General features: G+C 36.1%; 18 protein-coding genes and 1 pseudogene. 3 read left to right on the top strand and 16 right to left on the bottom strand.

Annotated elements, in window-relative coordinates; genetic code table 11:
- Positions 1–14: 14 nt before the first annotated feature.
- The 8 genes from ATZ99_RS02180 to ATZ99_RS02145 form a co-directional block, all read right to left on the bottom strand.
- A complete protein-coding gene (locus ATZ99_RS02180; RefSeq protein ID WP_068747606.1) occupies positions 15–1,394 on the bottom strand; it encodes a glycine--tRNA ligase in 1,380 nt (459 codons plus the stop codon).
- 313 nt (positions 1,395–1,707) lie between these two features.
- Positions 1,708–2,391 carry an energy-coupling factor ABC transporter ATP-binding protein gene (locus ATZ99_RS02175; RefSeq protein ID WP_068747605.1) on the bottom strand — a complete coding sequence of 228 codons (684 nt, stop codon included), beginning with the start codon at positions 2,389–2,391 and terminating at the stop codon, positions 1,708–1,710.
- Between the two features lie 2 nt (positions 2,392–2,393).
- The gene (locus ATZ99_RS02170; RefSeq protein WP_068747604.1) at positions 2,394–3,086 is read right to left on the bottom strand and encodes an ABC transporter permease; all 693 of its coding nucleotides are present in this window, start codon (positions 3,084–3,086) and stop codon (positions 2,394–2,396) included.
- A 19-nt stretch (positions 3,087–3,105) separates the two neighbouring features.
- Entirely contained in the window at positions 3,106–4,005 is a 900-nt protein-coding gene (locus ATZ99_RS02165; protein ID WP_068747603.1) for an ABC transporter substrate-binding protein, read from the bottom strand.
- 137 nt (positions 4,006–4,142) lie between these two features.
- Positions 4,143–4,664: a ferredoxin domain-containing protein gene (locus tag ATZ99_RS02160; RefSeq protein ID WP_068747602.1), complete on the bottom strand. Its 522-nt coding sequence runs from the start codon at positions 4,662–4,664 to the stop codon at positions 4,143–4,145.
- A 37-nt stretch (positions 4,665–4,701) separates the two neighbouring features.
- Entirely contained in the window at positions 4,702–5,946 is a 1,245-nt protein-coding gene (locus tag ATZ99_RS02155; RefSeq protein ID WP_068747601.1) for a ribonuclease H-like domain-containing protein, read from the bottom strand.
- Positions 5,943–8,201: a DEAD/DEAH box helicase gene (locus ATZ99_RS02150; RefSeq protein ID WP_068747660.1), complete on the bottom strand. Its 2,259-nt coding sequence runs from the start codon at positions 8,199–8,201 to the stop codon at positions 5,943–5,945. Before ATZ99_RS02150 ends, ATZ99_RS02155 begins: the two co-directional genes overlap by 4 nt.
- Before the next feature lie 100 nt (positions 8,202–8,301).
- Complete coding sequence (locus ATZ99_RS02145) at positions 8,302–8,496, bottom strand: FmdB family zinc ribbon protein (protein WP_068747600.1); 195 nt, start codon at positions 8,494–8,496, stop codon at positions 8,302–8,304.
- Between the two features lie 173 nt (positions 8,497–8,669).
- On the opposite strand from ATZ99_RS02145, the gene ATZ99_RS02140 reads away from it, so the two are divergent.
- Together ATZ99_RS02140 and ATZ99_RS02135 are read left to right on the top strand one after the other, a co-directional pair.
- Complete coding sequence (locus tag ATZ99_RS02140; RefSeq protein ID WP_068747599.1) at positions 8,670–8,855, top strand: hypothetical protein; 186 nt, start codon at positions 8,670–8,672, stop codon at positions 8,853–8,855.
- A 12-nt stretch (positions 8,856–8,867) separates the two neighbouring features.
- The gene (locus ATZ99_RS02135; protein WP_068747598.1) at positions 8,868–9,056 is read left to right on the top strand and encodes a hypothetical protein; all 189 of its coding nucleotides are present in this window, start codon (positions 8,868–8,870) and stop codon (positions 9,054–9,056) included.
- Here ATZ99_RS02135 and ATZ99_RS02130 read toward each other — a convergent pair whose 3' ends face one another.
- The 6 genes from ATZ99_RS02130 to ATZ99_RS02105 all read right to left on the bottom strand — a co-directional run bounded on the left by ATZ99_RS02130 (position 9,057) and on the right by ATZ99_RS02105 (position 13,649).
- Positions 9,057–10,235, bottom strand: coding sequence for a SpoIIE family protein phosphatase (locus tag ATZ99_RS02130; RefSeq protein WP_068747597.1), 1,179 nt, complete (start codon positions 10,233–10,235; stop codon positions 9,057–9,059).
- The gene (locus ATZ99_RS02125; RefSeq protein ID WP_068747596.1) at positions 10,228–11,964 is read right to left on the bottom strand and encodes a [Fe-Fe] hydrogenase large subunit C-terminal domain-containing protein; all 1,737 of its coding nucleotides are present in this window, start codon (positions 11,962–11,964) and stop codon (positions 10,228–10,230) included. Before ATZ99_RS02125 ends, ATZ99_RS02130 begins: the two co-directional genes overlap by 8 nt.
- A gap of 3 nt (positions 11,965–11,967) precedes the next feature.
- A complete protein-coding gene (locus ATZ99_RS02120; protein ID WP_068747595.1) occupies positions 11,968–12,210 on the bottom strand; it encodes a (2Fe-2S) ferredoxin domain-containing protein in 243 nt (80 codons plus the stop codon).
- A 79-nt stretch (positions 12,211–12,289) separates the two neighbouring features.
- Entirely contained in the window at positions 12,290–12,529 is a 240-nt protein-coding gene (locus ATZ99_RS02115; protein ID WP_068747594.1) for a hypothetical protein, read from the bottom strand.
- Entirely contained in the window at positions 12,526–13,236 is a 711-nt protein-coding gene (locus ATZ99_RS02110) for a DUF421 domain-containing protein (RefSeq protein WP_068747593.1), read from the bottom strand. Before ATZ99_RS02110 ends, ATZ99_RS02115 begins: the two co-directional genes overlap by 4 nt.
- 2 nt (positions 13,237–13,238) lie before the next feature.
- Complete coding sequence (locus ATZ99_RS02105) at positions 13,239–13,649, bottom strand: hypothetical protein (RefSeq protein WP_068747592.1); 411 nt, start codon at positions 13,647–13,649, stop codon at positions 13,239–13,241.
- A gap of 131 nt (positions 13,650–13,780) precedes the next feature.
- On the opposite strand from ATZ99_RS02105, the gene ATZ99_RS02100 reads away from it, so the two are divergent.
- The gene (locus tag ATZ99_RS02100; protein WP_068747591.1) at positions 13,781–14,992 is read left to right on the top strand and encodes a D-alanyl-D-alanine carboxypeptidase family protein; all 1,212 of its coding nucleotides are present in this window, start codon (positions 13,781–13,783) and stop codon (positions 14,990–14,992) included.
- Between the two features lie 62 nt (positions 14,993–15,054).
- Here the strand turns inward: ATZ99_RS02100 and ATZ99_RS12175 are convergent, their stop codons facing one another.
- Both ATZ99_RS12175 and ATZ99_RS02090 read right to left on the bottom strand, forming a co-directional pair.
- Positions 15,055–16,017 carry a resuscitation-promoting factor gene (locus ATZ99_RS12175; protein WP_068747590.1) on the bottom strand — a complete coding sequence of 321 codons (963 nt, stop codon included), beginning with the start codon at positions 16,015–16,017 and terminating at the stop codon, positions 15,055–15,057.
- A 214-nt stretch (positions 16,018–16,231) separates the two neighbouring features.
- Positions 16,232–16,431, bottom strand: a pseudogene (locus tag ATZ99_RS02090) (L-lysine 6-transaminase); the annotation flags it as partial.

Below are 16,431 nucleotides of genomic sequence, written 5' to 3'. Positions count from 1 at the left end.
GGGATTTATGCGTTTTATATTAATCTTTCTTCCAAATATTCCTTTACCTTGCTGATTTCTATCCTGTCCTGAAGCATGGTGTCCCTATCCCTTACCGTGACTTTATTATCGTTTAAACTTTCGTAATCCACGGTGATGCAGTAGGGAGTACCTATCTCGTCCTGTCTCCTGTACCTTTTTCCTATACTTCCTGCATTATCGTATTCAGCGGTAAAGACCTTCTTCAGGTCATGGTATATCTTTCTCGCCAGTTCTTCTAAAGGTTCCTTTTTAAATAAGGGCAGTACAGCACATTTTACAGGAGCCATGACCGGACTTAACCCCAGAACCACCCTGGTTTCTCCCTCAACTTCTTCCTCTCTATAAGCATCGCATAGTATAGCAAGCATGGCTCGATCCACACCTAAGGAAGGTTCTATGACATAGGGGATTATATGTTTTTGTTCTTCCTGATCAAAATACGTTAAGGCTTTCCCAGAATATTCCATATGCCTGGACAAATCAAAATCGGTTCTGTTAGCTACGCCCCATAACTCACCCCAGCCGAAGGGGAAATTGTACTCTAAATCCGTGGTAGCCTTTGAATAATGGGATAATTCTTCGGGTGAATGGTCTCTAAGCCTTAAATTTTCTTTTTTGACCCCGAGCGATGTAAAAAATTCCATGGTGAAATTTCTCCAGTAATCAAACCACTCCATATCCTCTCCCGGTTTTACGAAAAATTCCAATTCCATTTGTTCAAATTCCCTTGTTCTAAAAATGAAATTGCCCGGAGTTATTTCATTTCTAAAAGCCTTACCTATCTGGGCAATTCCAAAGGGAAGCTTAACCCTGCAGGTATCCACTATATTCTTAAAATTTACAAATATACCCTGAGCTGTTTCCGGTCTTAAATAAACGATAGAGCTTGAATCTTCGGTAACCCCCTGGTGGGTCTTAAACATGAGGTTAAATACCCTTGCGTCGGTCCAATCTACCGCCCCGCATACCGGACATTTCACCTTGTTGTCATGTACAATTTCAGACAATTCTTTTACACTTTTGCCCTCTACATGAAGCCCTAAGGTCTCTTCAATAAGATGGTCAGCTCTAAACCTGGACTTACAATTTTTACAATCAATCAGAGCATCGTTAAACCCCGCAACATGCCCCGAAGCTTCCCATACTTTGGGATGCATTAAAATAGCGCTGTCAAGTCCAACCACATCGTCCCTTTCATGGACAACTTTTTTCCACCAATACCTTTTTATGTTCTGCTTCAATTCTGCTCCGTAAGGTCCGTAATCCCAGGTATTGGCAAGTCCTCCGTAAATCTCCGAACCCTGATAGACAAAACCTCTCCTTTTACATAAGGATACTATTTTGTTCATCAATTTTTCTCCGGTATCAGCCATACTAAACCCCTTTCCATTAATTTTTGGTATAAAAAATTAAACCCCAAGACCTTAAAAGGCCTAGGGGTCCTTTCCGGACGGTTCCACCCTAGTTGCAGGTTATCACCTGCCACTTTAAAATGAAAAATATATTTTTTACTTAGTTTCTTTAATCACCTCAGCTGCCACATGCCTTTTTTACCGCGAAGCTTCCACCAACCTTCGCTCGCTTTTGGCAGGGAAAAGGCACTTTACTGAGGCCAAAATAAATTTTAGTATATTATAGCATGAAGTAGATTTTTTAGCAATGTTTAACATGTGTATTTTTGTATTTCTAATAATCTAATGTTAATATTTCCTCTATACTACCCTGTTTTATTATTTTCCCGCTTTCTAAAATAATGCCCCTATCGGCAAGAACCGATATTTCCTTCTTTTCATGGCTTACGAAAAAAGCAGTCATTGATGTGGATTTTAATATTTCGGTGAGCTCCATCAACAAATCGCCTTTACCGAATTCGTCTAAATTAGCAAAGGGTTCATCCAAAAAAATTATTTCCGGCTCCAAAGCTAAGGCTCTGGCTATGCTCACCCTTTTAGCCTCACCACCTGATAATAACCTTGCCCATCTTTTTTCTAAATGACTTACTTTTAATTTTTCCATCCAGAACCTGGCCTTTTTTTCCGCAGTTTTTGAATCAACTCCCCTGATTTTTAGCCCTAAAAGAATATTTTCTTTTACAGTAGTATTAAGTAATAAGGGTTCCTGAAAGACCACCGCCATTTTTCTTCTTATTTTTATTATTTCCTTTTGCCTCACTTTCTCTCCATTGTAAAAAATTTCACCTTTATGCGGATTTTGTAAAAAGGTCAACACTCTTATAAGAGTACTTTTCCCTGCGCCATTCGGACCAATACAGGCAAAAACTCTTCCCTGAGGAATTTTTATTTCGTTTATGTTTAAAATTAACTTATCTTTGGATTTTACCTGAATATTATAACCTTCAATTATATTCATCTTTAAGACCTCCGCTGCTGTATAAAAGTAAGCCAAAAAGTGGCCAAATAAGATAAAGTCATTAATATTATACTTAAAGCCAGGGCCGTCTCAAAGTTTCCTTTGCTGGTTTCCATGACAATAGCTGTTGTCAGGACCCGGGTATAGCCTTCAATATTTCCCCCTACCATCATGGAAGCTCCAACCTCCGATATAGCTCCTCCAAACCCGGCTATAATTGCAGCCATTAAAGAATACCGTGCTTCCTTAGCCATAAGGTACATCAACTGCAGCGGTGTCGCTCCGAGAGACATAATTTGCCATTTCAGTTTATGGTCTAATTGCTGGAAGGCAGCAGTGGCAAGGGATAACACTATAGGCGTGGAAATAACAGTTTGCGCTATTATTAATGCAGCAGGAGTGTAAATTAGCCTAAAAATTCCCAGGGGGCCACTTCTCCACAATATTAGGCTAACCCATAACCCTACTACTGTTGGCGGTAGACTCATCCCTAAATTTACAAAACTTATTACTGCCTTTTTCCCAGGAAAATCCTTCAGAGCCAAAAACATAGCGATGGGAAAAGCTACTATTACGCTTATTAATGTGGCAGTTAAAGAAACTTTCAGGGAAAAAAAGGCTATACCGTAGACCTCTTTATTGAAGGAAAATAGCATCATTAATCCCTTTTTTATACCTTCTAAGATTGTATTCATAAAAATTCCCTCTAATTTTTTAATTTAAATCATTTTCTTTTTTACCTGCATCGGGTGTAAATAAAGGCTCACCGAACATATCCTTACCAAATTCCCCTATTATCTTTTGAGTGGAAGAATCAATCATAAATTTTATAAATTTTTCTGCACCATCCACATTTAAAAGCTTTGCCACTCCGGGATTAACACCTTTTATATATTCCGGATTGGGTTGCATAACGTGGTATATATTTAAAAGAGTTTTATCGCCATGTTTCAAAATTACCAGGTCTAACTTTTTCTTTTTTGCTAAATACGTAGCCCTATCGGTTAAAATGTAAGCCTTTTTCTCGGAAGCCACATCCAAACTTGCCCCCATACCCTGCCCGGTGGATTGGTACCAGGAAGCTTTTTCAAAATCAGTTATACCTGCACCTTTCCATATTTCCAATTCCTTTTTATGCGTCCCCGAGTTATCCCCCCTTGACACAAATAAGGCTTTATTCTTTGCAATAGTTTTAAATGCCTCAAATATATCGGTAGTATTTCTTACACCTGAAGGATCTTCCTCAGGTCCAACGAGTATAAAGTCGTTGTGCATAACAAGATGCCGGTTAATTACTGCTTTTTTTTCGACTAATTTTTCTTCTTCCTGGGGAGAATGAACGAGTAACACATCGGCATCACCCCGTTCTCCCATTGCCAGCGCCTGTCCCGAACCTACGGCGATTATCTTTACTTTATAACCCGTTTTTTGTTCAAACAACGGAATCAATTTATCCAAAAGTCCGCTGTCTTGAGTGCTTGTTGTAGTTGCTAGTATTATTTCTTTTTTTGCTTCCTTTTTAAAGCAACCCGTCACAAACAGGGCTAAGGTTAGAATAATTACCGTTAATAAAGGGATATATATTTTTAGAATTTTTTTGTTTTTATAAAGCATGGTAACTCTTCCCTTCCAGAATATTTCTTAGAATTCGTTATGCTTTTCAAAACATAATGACCTCAAAAATAAAATATAACTAATAAATGCAAGAAAATTCAGTTTAAAATTACACCGCGTTTCGTTATTTTATTATATTATTTTCTATCGAAGTATATATTTTTTCCCGTCGCAGAAAGGGGAATCCCTACCACTACTTCGCCCTCTATTAAGCCCATTTTTCTTGCCAAAACACCTATTCTGTACATAATCCTGTTGTCTACGTTTAACAGGCTTGCAGTCTTTACCGCAGATCCCATGGCAATACCGAGGTCCATTAATCTCCATGCACAGATGGGCCCTTTAAACTCCGGACCTTCTATAAATTCAGGAAGTTGCGCACATTCAGAATAACCGCATGCTCCGCAGTTCAATCCTACAGGTTTTGCATCTTTAAGGGAAATTAAAATTACTACTTCAGAGTCTTCAACATTCTTACCATCCCTATCAAAATTCGCTTTACCGGTCGTTTTTCCGTATTCGTGCATTTCCCTTGCCAATTTTTTGACATCTTCACCTTCTATAATTTTTATTTCTACGAAATCCCTTCCTGCAGCCTTTGGTGCCGTTCTGGCAGAAACAGCCATTAGCTGTGCGGCTAATAAAAGGGCATCCTTCATGGAAAATTACCTCCTTTTGTTTTTGATTATATATTTTTTACATTAAAAAAATCTGTCCTTTGTTTTTTAATCTTTTATCCTTCAACCTATCAAGCCTTTTTTTAAACTCTAAAAGTTTCTTATCATCCGGTTGATTAAGCAATCTTTTCTTTAAACTCAAAATATGAAGAGCCCTTTCTACCTCCTTTATAGCTTTATCGTAATTTTTTTCGATGTGCTCAAAGTATTTTGAGAGCTCCTCCAGTGCAATTAGGGTACCAATGTTTTTTTCAGCCATTTCCATCCACATGGACACCGCTTCATCCCACATCTTCAATTTCTTATACAACAAAGAAAGCTTTATGCAGGCCTCTTCTTTAATATTTTCCGACTCTATGGCCTTTTTATAACATTCGATACTTTTTTGAAAATCTCCTTTTTCCTCGTACAATTTCGCTATGCATATGTAATCTTCGCCTCTACACAGATTAGAACCTAAGGGGTTTTTTACCACATCAAAAATTGTATATAACAAGTTTACCATAGAAAGGATATCCTTTTGGTTATGAAAAAAGATGGGTATTAAATCCTCTGCCCTGCTTGTTCTTAAATAATTAAAATAAACTGCTGGAATCATATAACCCGGTATATCGTTTTCTCTTTCCATGTAAAAAAGCTGTCTTTCCAGGTTGCCCAAAGCCACACTTTTTAATCTTTTCTTAAATATTCTTCTCGATACTGTAAGTAAATCCAGATTGCATAGCTCATGAAAAGGAGGATTCATTTTATTTATAACATACCTGGTAATCAACAGGGGCACATCGTATATTTTACCATTAAAAGTAACCACGAATTCAAAACCGGATAGAATTTCCTTTAATCTTAACAGTAATGAAGGTTCTTCCGAATAATCGGGCATAAAAAACTGATTAAGTCTAAAATAATTGTTTTCAAAAAATCCCACACCTATCAAAAACGCATATGTTCCGGAACCTCCTGCAAGCCCGGTGGTTTCAGTATCCAGAAAAGCTATTTTTTCTATTTCTATCTTTTTGCTTAAATTTTTAAAAACAGAATCCAGCTCGTTTATTGGAATTTCCAATACCTCAGAAAGCTTAACCCCCGAATATTCGTATTTATTATCATAAATTACCTCTTTTTCAATGTGTTCGCCGAGAGGGGTTTTTACAATTTTTCCCTCTATCTTTTCTGCAATCCAAAAATATTTGCCTTTTTCAACCTCTTTATCTAATCTATTTTTTGAGCTCCCGATAAAAGTTTTCAATTTTTCTGTTAAATTCAATCTGTTAGCACCCCCTGAACAATTTCAAGGGCACTTTGCTTTGCGTAGTATCCTACATCCTCTACAGGACCGACACAGGAAGGACAACCATCGTCACAGGTGCACTCTAAAATAGCTTGCATTGCCGCCTTCAATAAGACCCTATCTATTTCATAAAGTTTTTCCGCAAAACCTACACCACCTGGATAATTATCAAAAATATAGATAGTTGGTTGCTTAGTAAAAGCCGACTTAATTTCCACCACACCGCGGATGTCCTTAGGATCGCACATTAAATATAAAGGAGCAATATTTACCAGAACATTACATAAACCCAGTAAACCCTGCTGTAGTTTTTCCGGCTCCAATTTTTTGTGTTCAAAGGTGAAGAAAAACGCCGTAGTATGCATTTCTTCCGGCGGTAATTTTATAGGTCCTGCTCCGACATTTTCATGGGTAAAAAGCTTAATCTTTTTAAACATTGTTGCCATTGTAGTAACCAGAACTTCTCCGAAATATTTCTTCGATACGCTATTTATAAAATCCTGCTTTAGAATATCAAGTACCTTTATATTTGTAGATACACTGGCGTCTGTATAATAATCCACATCCACCTTCTTTACAAAAGCCTTTTTTTCTTCATAATCCAATTTTTCTACCTGATACTGCTGCCCATCGTGTATATAAATAGCCTCCTCGTGAATTAGCATGGGAGCGCTTGCCCTATCTACCTCTCCAATCACCCTCGGTGTATAATTTGTAGTATCAATTACCACGAAGTTTTCCATACTGGCACTTCTGAGGCTCACTTCTTCAGCCGGAAAAGCTTCGGACATCCAGTACCACCGTTTATCCACATGCCTTAAAATTCCTTCATCCTCCAAAAATTTTAGATATTCTTCCACATAAACACTGCCAAAATTTTCTCCCTCTTCGAAAGGGAGTTCAAAAGCAGCACATTTTATATGACTTACAAGGATATAAATATTGTCCGGATTAATAAGTCCCGCTTCCGGGGGTGCTTCAAAAAAATAATCGGGATGATTAATAATATACTGATCTAAAGGGTTACTCGAAGCTATTAATATTGAACAAGAAAGAGATGTTTTCCTCCCGGCTCTCCCCATCTGTTGCCATGTGCTTGCTATGGTGCCAGGATAGCCGTTGATAATACTCGAATCAAGGCTTCCAATGTCAATACCCAGCTCTAAGGCATTTGTGCTCACTACACCTTTTATATCTCCTTCTCTCAAGCCCTTTTCAATTTCCCTTCTTTCCTTCGGAAGATATCCTCCTCTATAACCTTTAACAGATGATTTGAAAATCGGGTTTTCCTTCAGGCCTTCCCTAATATAGGTTAAAATAAGCTCCACGGCTAACCGGCTTTTTGCAAATACTATTGTTTTGACATCCTTTTTCAAAAATTCTAATGCTAAATTTTTTGCTTCGATAATGCTGCTTTTCCTAATACCCAACTGTCTGTTTACAACGGGAGGATTATAAAATATTATATTTTTTTCTCCGGTCGGAGCACCACTTTTGTCAATAACAGTAACTTTTTCTTCTATAAGCTTTTCGGCCAGATCACCAGGATTCGAAATTGTAGCAGAACAAAGGATAAATATCGGATTTGACCCGTAAAATTTACATATCCTTTTAAGCCTTCTTATCACATTCGCCGTATGGCTTCCAAAAACTCCCCTATAGGTATGTAATTCATCGATCACCACATATTTCAAGTTTGAAAAAAGTTTTATCCATTTCGTATGATGGGGTAGAATACCCGTATGAAGCATGTCGGGATTTGTAACTACTATATGGCCATCCCTTCTGATTAATACCCTTGCATCCTGAGGAGTATCCCCATCATAGGTAAATGTTTTTATATTTTCACCTACCCCTTCTATTAACTCTAAAAGCTCCGAAACCTGGTCCTGGGATAGGGCTTTCGTGGGAAAAAGGTATAATGCCCTCGAATCATTATTCTTTAAAATTTCATTGATAACGGGAATATTATAGCAAAGAGTTTTTCCCGAAGCTGTAGGAGTGACTACTACAGCATTGTTTCCTTTTAATACTTCATCTATGGCTTTCCTCTGATGTGAATATAAATTTTTTATACCCTTCTCTACAAGGGCACGGATAAGTTTCCCATCAATTTGTTCAGGGAAGGGAAAATATTCTCCCTCCTTAGCCGGTATAACCTTCCAGTAAGTTACATTTTTTACGAAAGATTCTTTCTTTTTTAGATTTTCAAGCAGTGAAGAAAGCTCCATAACTATCCCTTTCTCCGGTTTTTTAATATATTTTAACAAATAATAAAAACACCTACAATAAAAAAATAAAACCCCAACTGGGGTTTATTTAGCAGGAGGCTCAACCAAATTTTCTTACAGGTGATGACGACGCACCGTTGGTAGAACCGGAAGAAGTTCCAAAAAGTGAAATTAGCTTTTTTGTATTTTTGCTCTTGCATCTCGGGCACTCCAATGGCAAATCAGCTTCATTAGCTTTTCTCAGCTCTTCAAATCTATTTCCGCAATCTTTACAGATATATTCAAACATCGGCATAATATAGCCCTCCTTTAATTCAGTTAGATAAACTCATATTATTAATTTTAAGTATACTATATAGTTATTTCGCTGTAAATATTTTTTTCTTTTCCCTTTCCAGTAAATGTATAAATATATTTTAAAAAAGTCCAAAAAATAAATATGAAACTTAAATAAAGGAGGAGAGCAAAGTGGTAAGCAGGCAGCAGTTGCAGAGCGTTGGAAGAAATTGTCCGGGATATGCCCCAATTGAAACGATGACAAACTTAGAAGAAAATGAAGAAAATGTAAGATGTGATACCTGTATTCACTGGGTTAACGGAAGGTGCGATATAGACCTTTTTGACGAGGTATTGGAAAGCCTTGATCAAACTTAGGAGGATTAAAAAATGTCGCTGAAAAAAAAGCTTTTTGCAATGAGAAAAACCTTTGCAAATACAGAAATCGGTGCGAATATATATAAACCTGCAGGTAGACCAAGCCCAAGGGAAGTAAGTTCTCAAAAAAAACAATATAAAATGCATCCCCCAGGCTTCCGGAAGGATGCTAAAATTAAAATGGAAAATAAACAGGACTAACTAATAACTTTCCACACTTATAAATTTACCCATTTTTTCCAAAATATTCACAATGCCGTTTATAACATTTTGTTTTATTGAAAGATTTTTGGGAAAATCCGGATTTTGGTGAGCGGGATTAATTGCGTTACCTATGATAAACGATATATCTGTTGCTTCAATAAGCATAATTGCAAGACGCGTAGCAGCGTCCATTTTTTTATGGTGCAATAATTCATTTAGCTCGATTTCCCCTGAAAAAATATTATTTAATTTTTCAAGGGTTTTTGTTAGCGTAAGCACCCCTTCCGTGACAAGATCAATACCGTCAATATGGGCTATGGGTGGTACATCAGGATCAATAAATTCCAGAGAAGTAATCAGGGGTTTATTTAAATTTTTAGCTACTATTTGAGCGGTTGTTCCACCGCATACTATCTTTTTGCCCGGCTTTTTTATAAAAGAATTAACCACATTTACATCATCTTCAGGATTTAGCGGAGGACCTGCCATAATATTTACCTTTTGAGGAGAAATAATTTTTATTGCCGCGCAGGTAGAATCATCGCCCGCTCTTTCCATGTACAAATTATTTGTGATTGTCACCAGTAACTTAACTATCTCAACAGGTTTTGTGTCATTCTTTATAATTTTTTCTAAATAATTAGCGATGTTCTCCCACTGCCATCCTAAATTCAGTATTCCTCCTACCCCTGCATGAACAATCCCATCACTTACAACTACTATCACATCGTTTTCTTTTAAATAAATGTGAGATTCTTTAATAATTTTACCGTCAATTTCTCTGTGTTTTACGGGAATGTCTAAGACCTTTCCGTTTCGAATAAAAAATACCGGTGGATTATCGTAATTGATAATAGAACATTTCCCATCAGCGGAAATTTCTACTATAGTAAAGGTGGAATAAGCAATCTTCCTAACCCTGCAAACTGGCAAAGTGGCAACAATTGTCTTTACGGTATCCTCTATTAAAGATCCTTCTTTCAGCATGGTAGCAGCTATCTTTGTCGTAAGGGTAGCCAGAATGTTTGCCTTAACACCGCTTCCCAGGCCGTCTGCAAATACAAAAATTGTTTTCAATGGCGATTTAATTACTTCGACTTTATCGCCACAAAGTTCCTCTCCGTATTTGTTAATACTTTCAAAATAGATTTCCGTTCGAAAAGATAAATTATTCATCGGGAAGCTCTTCCTTTAAAATACTTTTTATTCTATTTAAAAGCACTTTTGTTTCTGCTGTGGTTTCCCCAAGGACACTTGCTATCTCCTGTGCCACCCTCATTTGTTTTTCTATAACCTGCTGGGTGGTCTCAATGGTCTTCTTTTTAATCTCTAAATTCCTTTTTCTATCTTCTTCCTGTTTGGTTATATCCGATATAATACCTATTATTAAATCGTGGCCATGCAGAAAATATATACTCTGGAGTGTTACCAGATTGTATTCGGGCAGTTTTACTTTTTTCGCAATTATATTTTCTTTTAATTCGGCAACAAATCTAAAATCATCGTCATTAAAAATATAATCGAGAGGCATCCCTATAATTTCCTTTTTTGTTTTCTTAAACATTTTTTCTGCAGCGGGATTGTACTCCTGAATTTGCAAATTTTTATCTACAACAACAATAGCATTGGGAGTGGATTCGATTATTAGTTCGGAAATGGACTCGGCTCTCGTCCTCATATAAGGAATGCACATATATATTTCTGCCATTCCGTTATATACTGCAATAGCTTTTTCTCTGCAAGAATCATAACCGCAAGTGCCGCAGTTTAATTCATCCCTTTCGCTGTATTTTCCTATCTGCCTCAATATATTCCTTATCTCCTCTTCAGAAGGTATTTTCTTAGAAACCGTAAGGACGGTAAATTCTCGTGTAATTGCTTTCATATCTAATTCTTCATTTTTATTTTCAAATTGAAATTTATCTTTTAATCTCCCGGCATACTCTCTAATTTTTCCCAACTTCATGAATCTATCCTTCTTTTTATCACCTGTTGCGGGACCGCTGCTGCATCCTCCCCTGCAGGCATTAGCTTCTATAAATACATCTTTTAATTTTCCCTTTTTTATTTCTTCAAAAACCTCTCCCAGGTCATCCAAACCATGAACGGTAATTTCTCTCCTCCACCTTTCTTTTATAAAAGGAGAAAATGTCTTCACTGTTTCACCGGGAATGGGATATAAAGCTGCCCCGGTTTTAATCGAAATTTCCTCATTTTCCTCTTCATCGTCATTTTCTGAAAAATAGGTCTCTTCAATTAATTCTTTTAACCCCATTAATTTTTTAAGTTCATCAAAGGTTATTACCGCATCAATAATCTCTTTAAATTCCATAGCCTCCATTTTTTTTGCCAAACAGGGTCCAATAAAAATTACTTTAGAATAACCCCTTACTCTCTTTAAATACATCCCGTGGGCAATCATAGGAGATACTACGGGAACAAGATAATTTATTAATTCGGGATAATATTTTTGCACCAAATAATTGGCCGCCGGACAAGCGGATGATATAATTACCTTCCTGCTTTTGTCATTATAAATATTGGCGTAAGCCTTCGCAATTAAAATTGCACCCTGAGAAGTGGGAAAAATATCTTTAAATCCGAGTTCTTTCAACCTAGACATGAAATTTTCGGGATTGAATGATGAGAAAATCCCGGCAAAAGAAGGTGCAAGGCTTACAGCAACTTTTTCGTTTTTTCCCAGAATGTCGTTTACTTTATCCATATCGCTTTTTACGGTTTTTGCATTTTGGGGACATTTAATCAGGCAGGTTCCGCAGGTAATACATCTTTCCAGAACTATCTCCGCCTGACCTTCTTTTATCCTTATCGCTTTCACAGGACAGTTTCTCACACACTTGTAGCAATTTCTGCACTCTGCACGGGTAAAATTGATAACTTCCAAAATTTATACCTCCAGAAAGTATTTTTTAAAGAATTCTCCCGCATTTTCCCGGGTAACGGAAAAAGGTCCATTTTGGTCTATTTTTACCGATACTGGCTGGGTACAGTTTCCACAACAAAATTCTGCAGTTAGCTTTATTTTATCTTCCAATTTATACTGTTTTATCAGGCTTTCGAATATTTTAATTATATCATAAGCACCCCTCAAGTGACATGAACTCCCCACACAGACACTTAATTTTACCATAAAAACTCCCCTTTTGACATGTGAAATTATTAACAATATTATAAATTAAAAAAAATATATTGTCAATTTTTTCACATATTCATTCGTCGGAAAGGTCTTTCTTGTAAGTAAGCCCTATTTCGCTTCCTATATTTCCAAGTCTTTTCCTGACTTTTTTGACCGTCTCCAAATCGTAACCGATTATATTTGATATTTCTTCATCACTAAGGCCAAGAGCAACGGCATCGAGAAAAAGGTAAAGATCCACACCGTATTCTCTTTTGATTTCATCCTCACTCACACCTATCTTGTTAAAAAATCCATCCTTTTTTTTCTTCATAAAGGTCTCCTTTCAGTGTTTTTTTCATTTTTTAATTCAAAAGTTATTTTCCCATTTTCATCAATCCACACCTTTTCCAGGTCCTTCAGTCTATTTATTCCCCGATTTTTAAGGTCGACAAGAAGTTGTTCTAAGCCTACATTTGCCACTTCCAGATTGTTTTTTACTACTTCTCCATTATTTATTAACACAGTTTTAAAAATACCTTCCGCCGCTGAAAGCCCAAGGTCTTTTGGCGTAACAGGTTGTTTTTCCTTTTTGAGGATTATACTCAGCTTACCGTTGGGCTCTATGGTTGCCTCTTCCACATCGTTAATATTTGAGATATTTTGTTCTCTCAATAATATCATTAAATCCGCCATACTTATCCTTTCTTTTTTAAGATTTTTTATTATTACTTCTCCATCTCTTACCAGAACGGTTGATGTTCCTTGAAGAATGTTCTCAAAAACTCTGTTTTTTGTAATCAAAATCGATATTAAGTAATTTAATAACGACATGATTATCACGGGTATAATTCCAAAACTTAAATGTATTTTTTTATCTTCCAATGGTATTGCTATAGCCGAACCCATTATTATAATTACAATCAAATCAAAGGGAGATAATTGAGCAATGGTTCTTTTCCCCATAAACCTGACTATTATTAAGCTGACGAAAAATAATACTATTGACCTGATGGTAAGAAAGAAAAAGGTCTTTAACAATACTACCCCTCCATAAAATTTTTTTCGTTTTCTTCCACCGTTTTATATAATTTTTGAATATTAGATAGCATTATAAATTCTTCTTGTGCTGTATTCAATGATTCGGCCGATTTTAACAGGTTCTTTTGAATGTCCTTTAACAAAGATATACTTATTAATATTAACCTCTTTCTAATCGTTTTCAATAAATCTTTTGTTTCTCTTTCGGTGTTATTTCCTTCTCTCAAGTAGCTTAATAAAAAACAAACCTCATCCAGCAATTTTTGTAGCTTTATATATGAAGAAGATTGTACCAGCGAATCGTGCAAACGAGAGCTAATATCCGCATCAATATATTTAATTTCTTCTTCAAGGTTTTGTATATTTGTTTGTAATTGTAATATTTTGCCTGCCTTTTGAAGTTTGCTACCCAAAAAGTATCCCTCCTGTCTTTTAATTATTTTTAATTTATTAACTTTATTTTATTCAAAATGACCTCCTTGGAACTCATTTAATTTTTTGTTATACTAAATTTATGCCAACATCTTTTTTATTGAGGTGCAACATGAGGGCAAAAATCATTTTACTTTTTATCCTATTTTTCTTTTCCTTCAACAATACAGTCTTTCCTCAAACAATCAAAAATCCGCCGGATATAGTTGGGGAAGCCGGTATATTAATTGAAGCAAAAACGGGTAAGATACTATATGAAAAGAATGCCAATATTCCCCTTGAACCCGCAAGTACAACGAAAATAATGACGGCTATAATAGCAATAGAAAGAGGGGATTTAAACGATAAAGTCACAACAAGCGAAAGAGCTTTTAAATCTGACGGCTCAAGGATATACCTTGAAATAGGTGAAACTCTTACCCTTGAACAAATGCTTTACGGTTTGATGCTTAGTTCTGCCAACGATGCTGCCGTAGCTATAGCAGAACATATTTCCGGCAGTGTGGAACAATTTGCAGAACTTATGAATGCAAAAGCAAAGGAAATAGGTGCAAAAAATACGAACTTTGTAAACCCCAGCGGTCTCCCCGATAAAAACCATTATACTACTGCCTACGATTTAGCTTTAATATCGCGTTATGCATTAAATAATCCTACCTTTTGTAAAATAGTAAAAACAAAGACCTTTAATATACCCTGGCAGGGAAAAGAATACGATAGGACATTGATAAATCACAATAAACTTTTGTGGAGATATGAAGGTGCTGATGGGGTAAAAACGGGCTACACCGTTTCCGCAGGTCAAACCATAGTCGCTTCCGCTACGCGAAACGGAATGCAACTTTTAGCAGTAGTTTTAAAATCCCAGGGAAAAAATATTTATACCGATGCAATCTCATTACTGGATTATGGTTTTAATAATTTCAAACGCGAAGATTTAGTTAAAAATGGTGAGGAGATTACTTATATAGATGTAAAATACGGTAATCCCGTTGCCTTAATTGCTTTTCAAGATTTCAGTTTTGTATCGGAAAAAGATAATAATTTGCCAATCACTAAAAAAATAGATATTCCTAAAACAATAAAAGCTCCCTTAGCTAAGGGAGCAGTAATAGGAAAAATAGATTTTTATCAAGGAGAAAATTTTATAGGAAGCGTAAACTTGATTTCAAAGGACGAAGTTAAAAGAAAAATATATACTTATTTCTGGTTTAGAGCTTTACTTTTTCTCCTTTTATTGTACATACCTTTCAGGATAAAAGTAGCAATAAAAAGGTATAAAAGATATAAAAAAAATAAAATTAATGTAAGTTATTTAAAATAAAAGCCACCTGCTTTTTTGCAGATGGCGTTTATTTTTTGCGTATAATTTATTATTTAGCTTTTTCATTCCTTTAATAAATAAACGGTTACCCATCTTCTCCCGAATCTTTGGGCGATAGCTTCACTTTCGACAAATATATCTATCCTTTCTCCCTTAATTGCGCCTCCCGTATCCTCAGCCCGTGCAAATCCATATCCTTCCACATACAACTTGCTACCCAAGGGAATTACCTCGGGATCTACTGCTACTACACCGACCCGCGGCTTTGTCCCCATTCTGGTTAAATTACCGGTATAGGTATAGGCGGTAGCCAGCATACGGTATTTTGCAGTGTAAGCAAATTCTACTCCTCCACGGGATGCTACCATTAAGCCTCCTCTTACTATTATTTGCGGCTTTGCAGGCTTCGTTATTACTTTCCGAGTACTTTTGTCAACCACCTTACCGTTTTCATAAACTATTGTAGTAATAATTTTTTCTTCACCATCTTCTCCCTGCTGAATAATGTTTTGTTTGCCAAAATGCAGGTTGTAATCTACCCTGGTAATGGTTTTAAAGGGTATTTTCCTTACCTCTTCAATAACTTTCTCATCTACTCTTGTGATTTTGATTTCTGTAGAATTATTTATTACTTCATCTTTTCGGGGCACTACTTTGTCTTTTTCTTGCAAATTTAAGCCAGCTTTTTTTATTATATTTTCCACGCTGTCTGCTAAGGTATTCACCGTTATTTCTTTGCCACCGTCGATAATTTTCACCGGAAAAGCTCTATAAATAATAATCTTGTCTTTTTCTTTTAATTTTTGGGAGGGCTCCGGTAAAACTTTGTCATCCCTGGAAAGAATTATATTTTTCTCTTTTAAAAGCTCTCCCACAGTGGTGGAAAAAGTTTTAACTTTCATTTCTCTACCGTTATCAACTATGGTAACCGATTTTTCCAAATATGTATAGCCCAAAGCCGCAGAAAAAACAAAAAAAGCAATTAAAAAGGAGGCAATACTATTTTTGAAGAATTTTAATTTCAATTACACTCCTCCTTACATTTTTTTTAAGTTATAAAAATATGATGGCAAGCGGCAATAAAAGGGCTCAACTTTATACATTCTATAAAAATTATCAAATTCCTTCTTTTTTAATACATTTTTTTGATAAATTTCTGAATGCCATTTATTATATATAGTATGCTACAAATTCTAAAAAAAATACGGCAAAAATAAATCGGGGCGTTTTTAGCCCCGTTTATGCATTTTCTTTCTTTATCCTCATTAAAGCCTTTTTCATGCGGTTATACCCTTCCGTCAAATCTTCTTTTGTTACCGTGAGAATCGGCCTGAACCTTACTCCCTTTACACCCGTCGCCAATACCAGCATCCGCTCTTCAAAGCAATATTTCAAAAATTTACCCCTAAGTTCCTGATCGGGAAAATCAAAGGCCGCCA

This window comes from Thermovenabulum gondwanense (genome assembly GCF_001601575.1).
In the GTDB taxonomy this organism is placed as follows: domain Bacteria; phylum Bacillota; class Thermosediminibacteria; order Thermosediminibacterales; family Thermosediminibacteraceae; genus Thermovenabulum; species Thermovenabulum gondwanense.
Note: the sequence above shows the minus strand (reverse complement) of the source record. Positions and strands in the feature narration are given on the sequence as shown.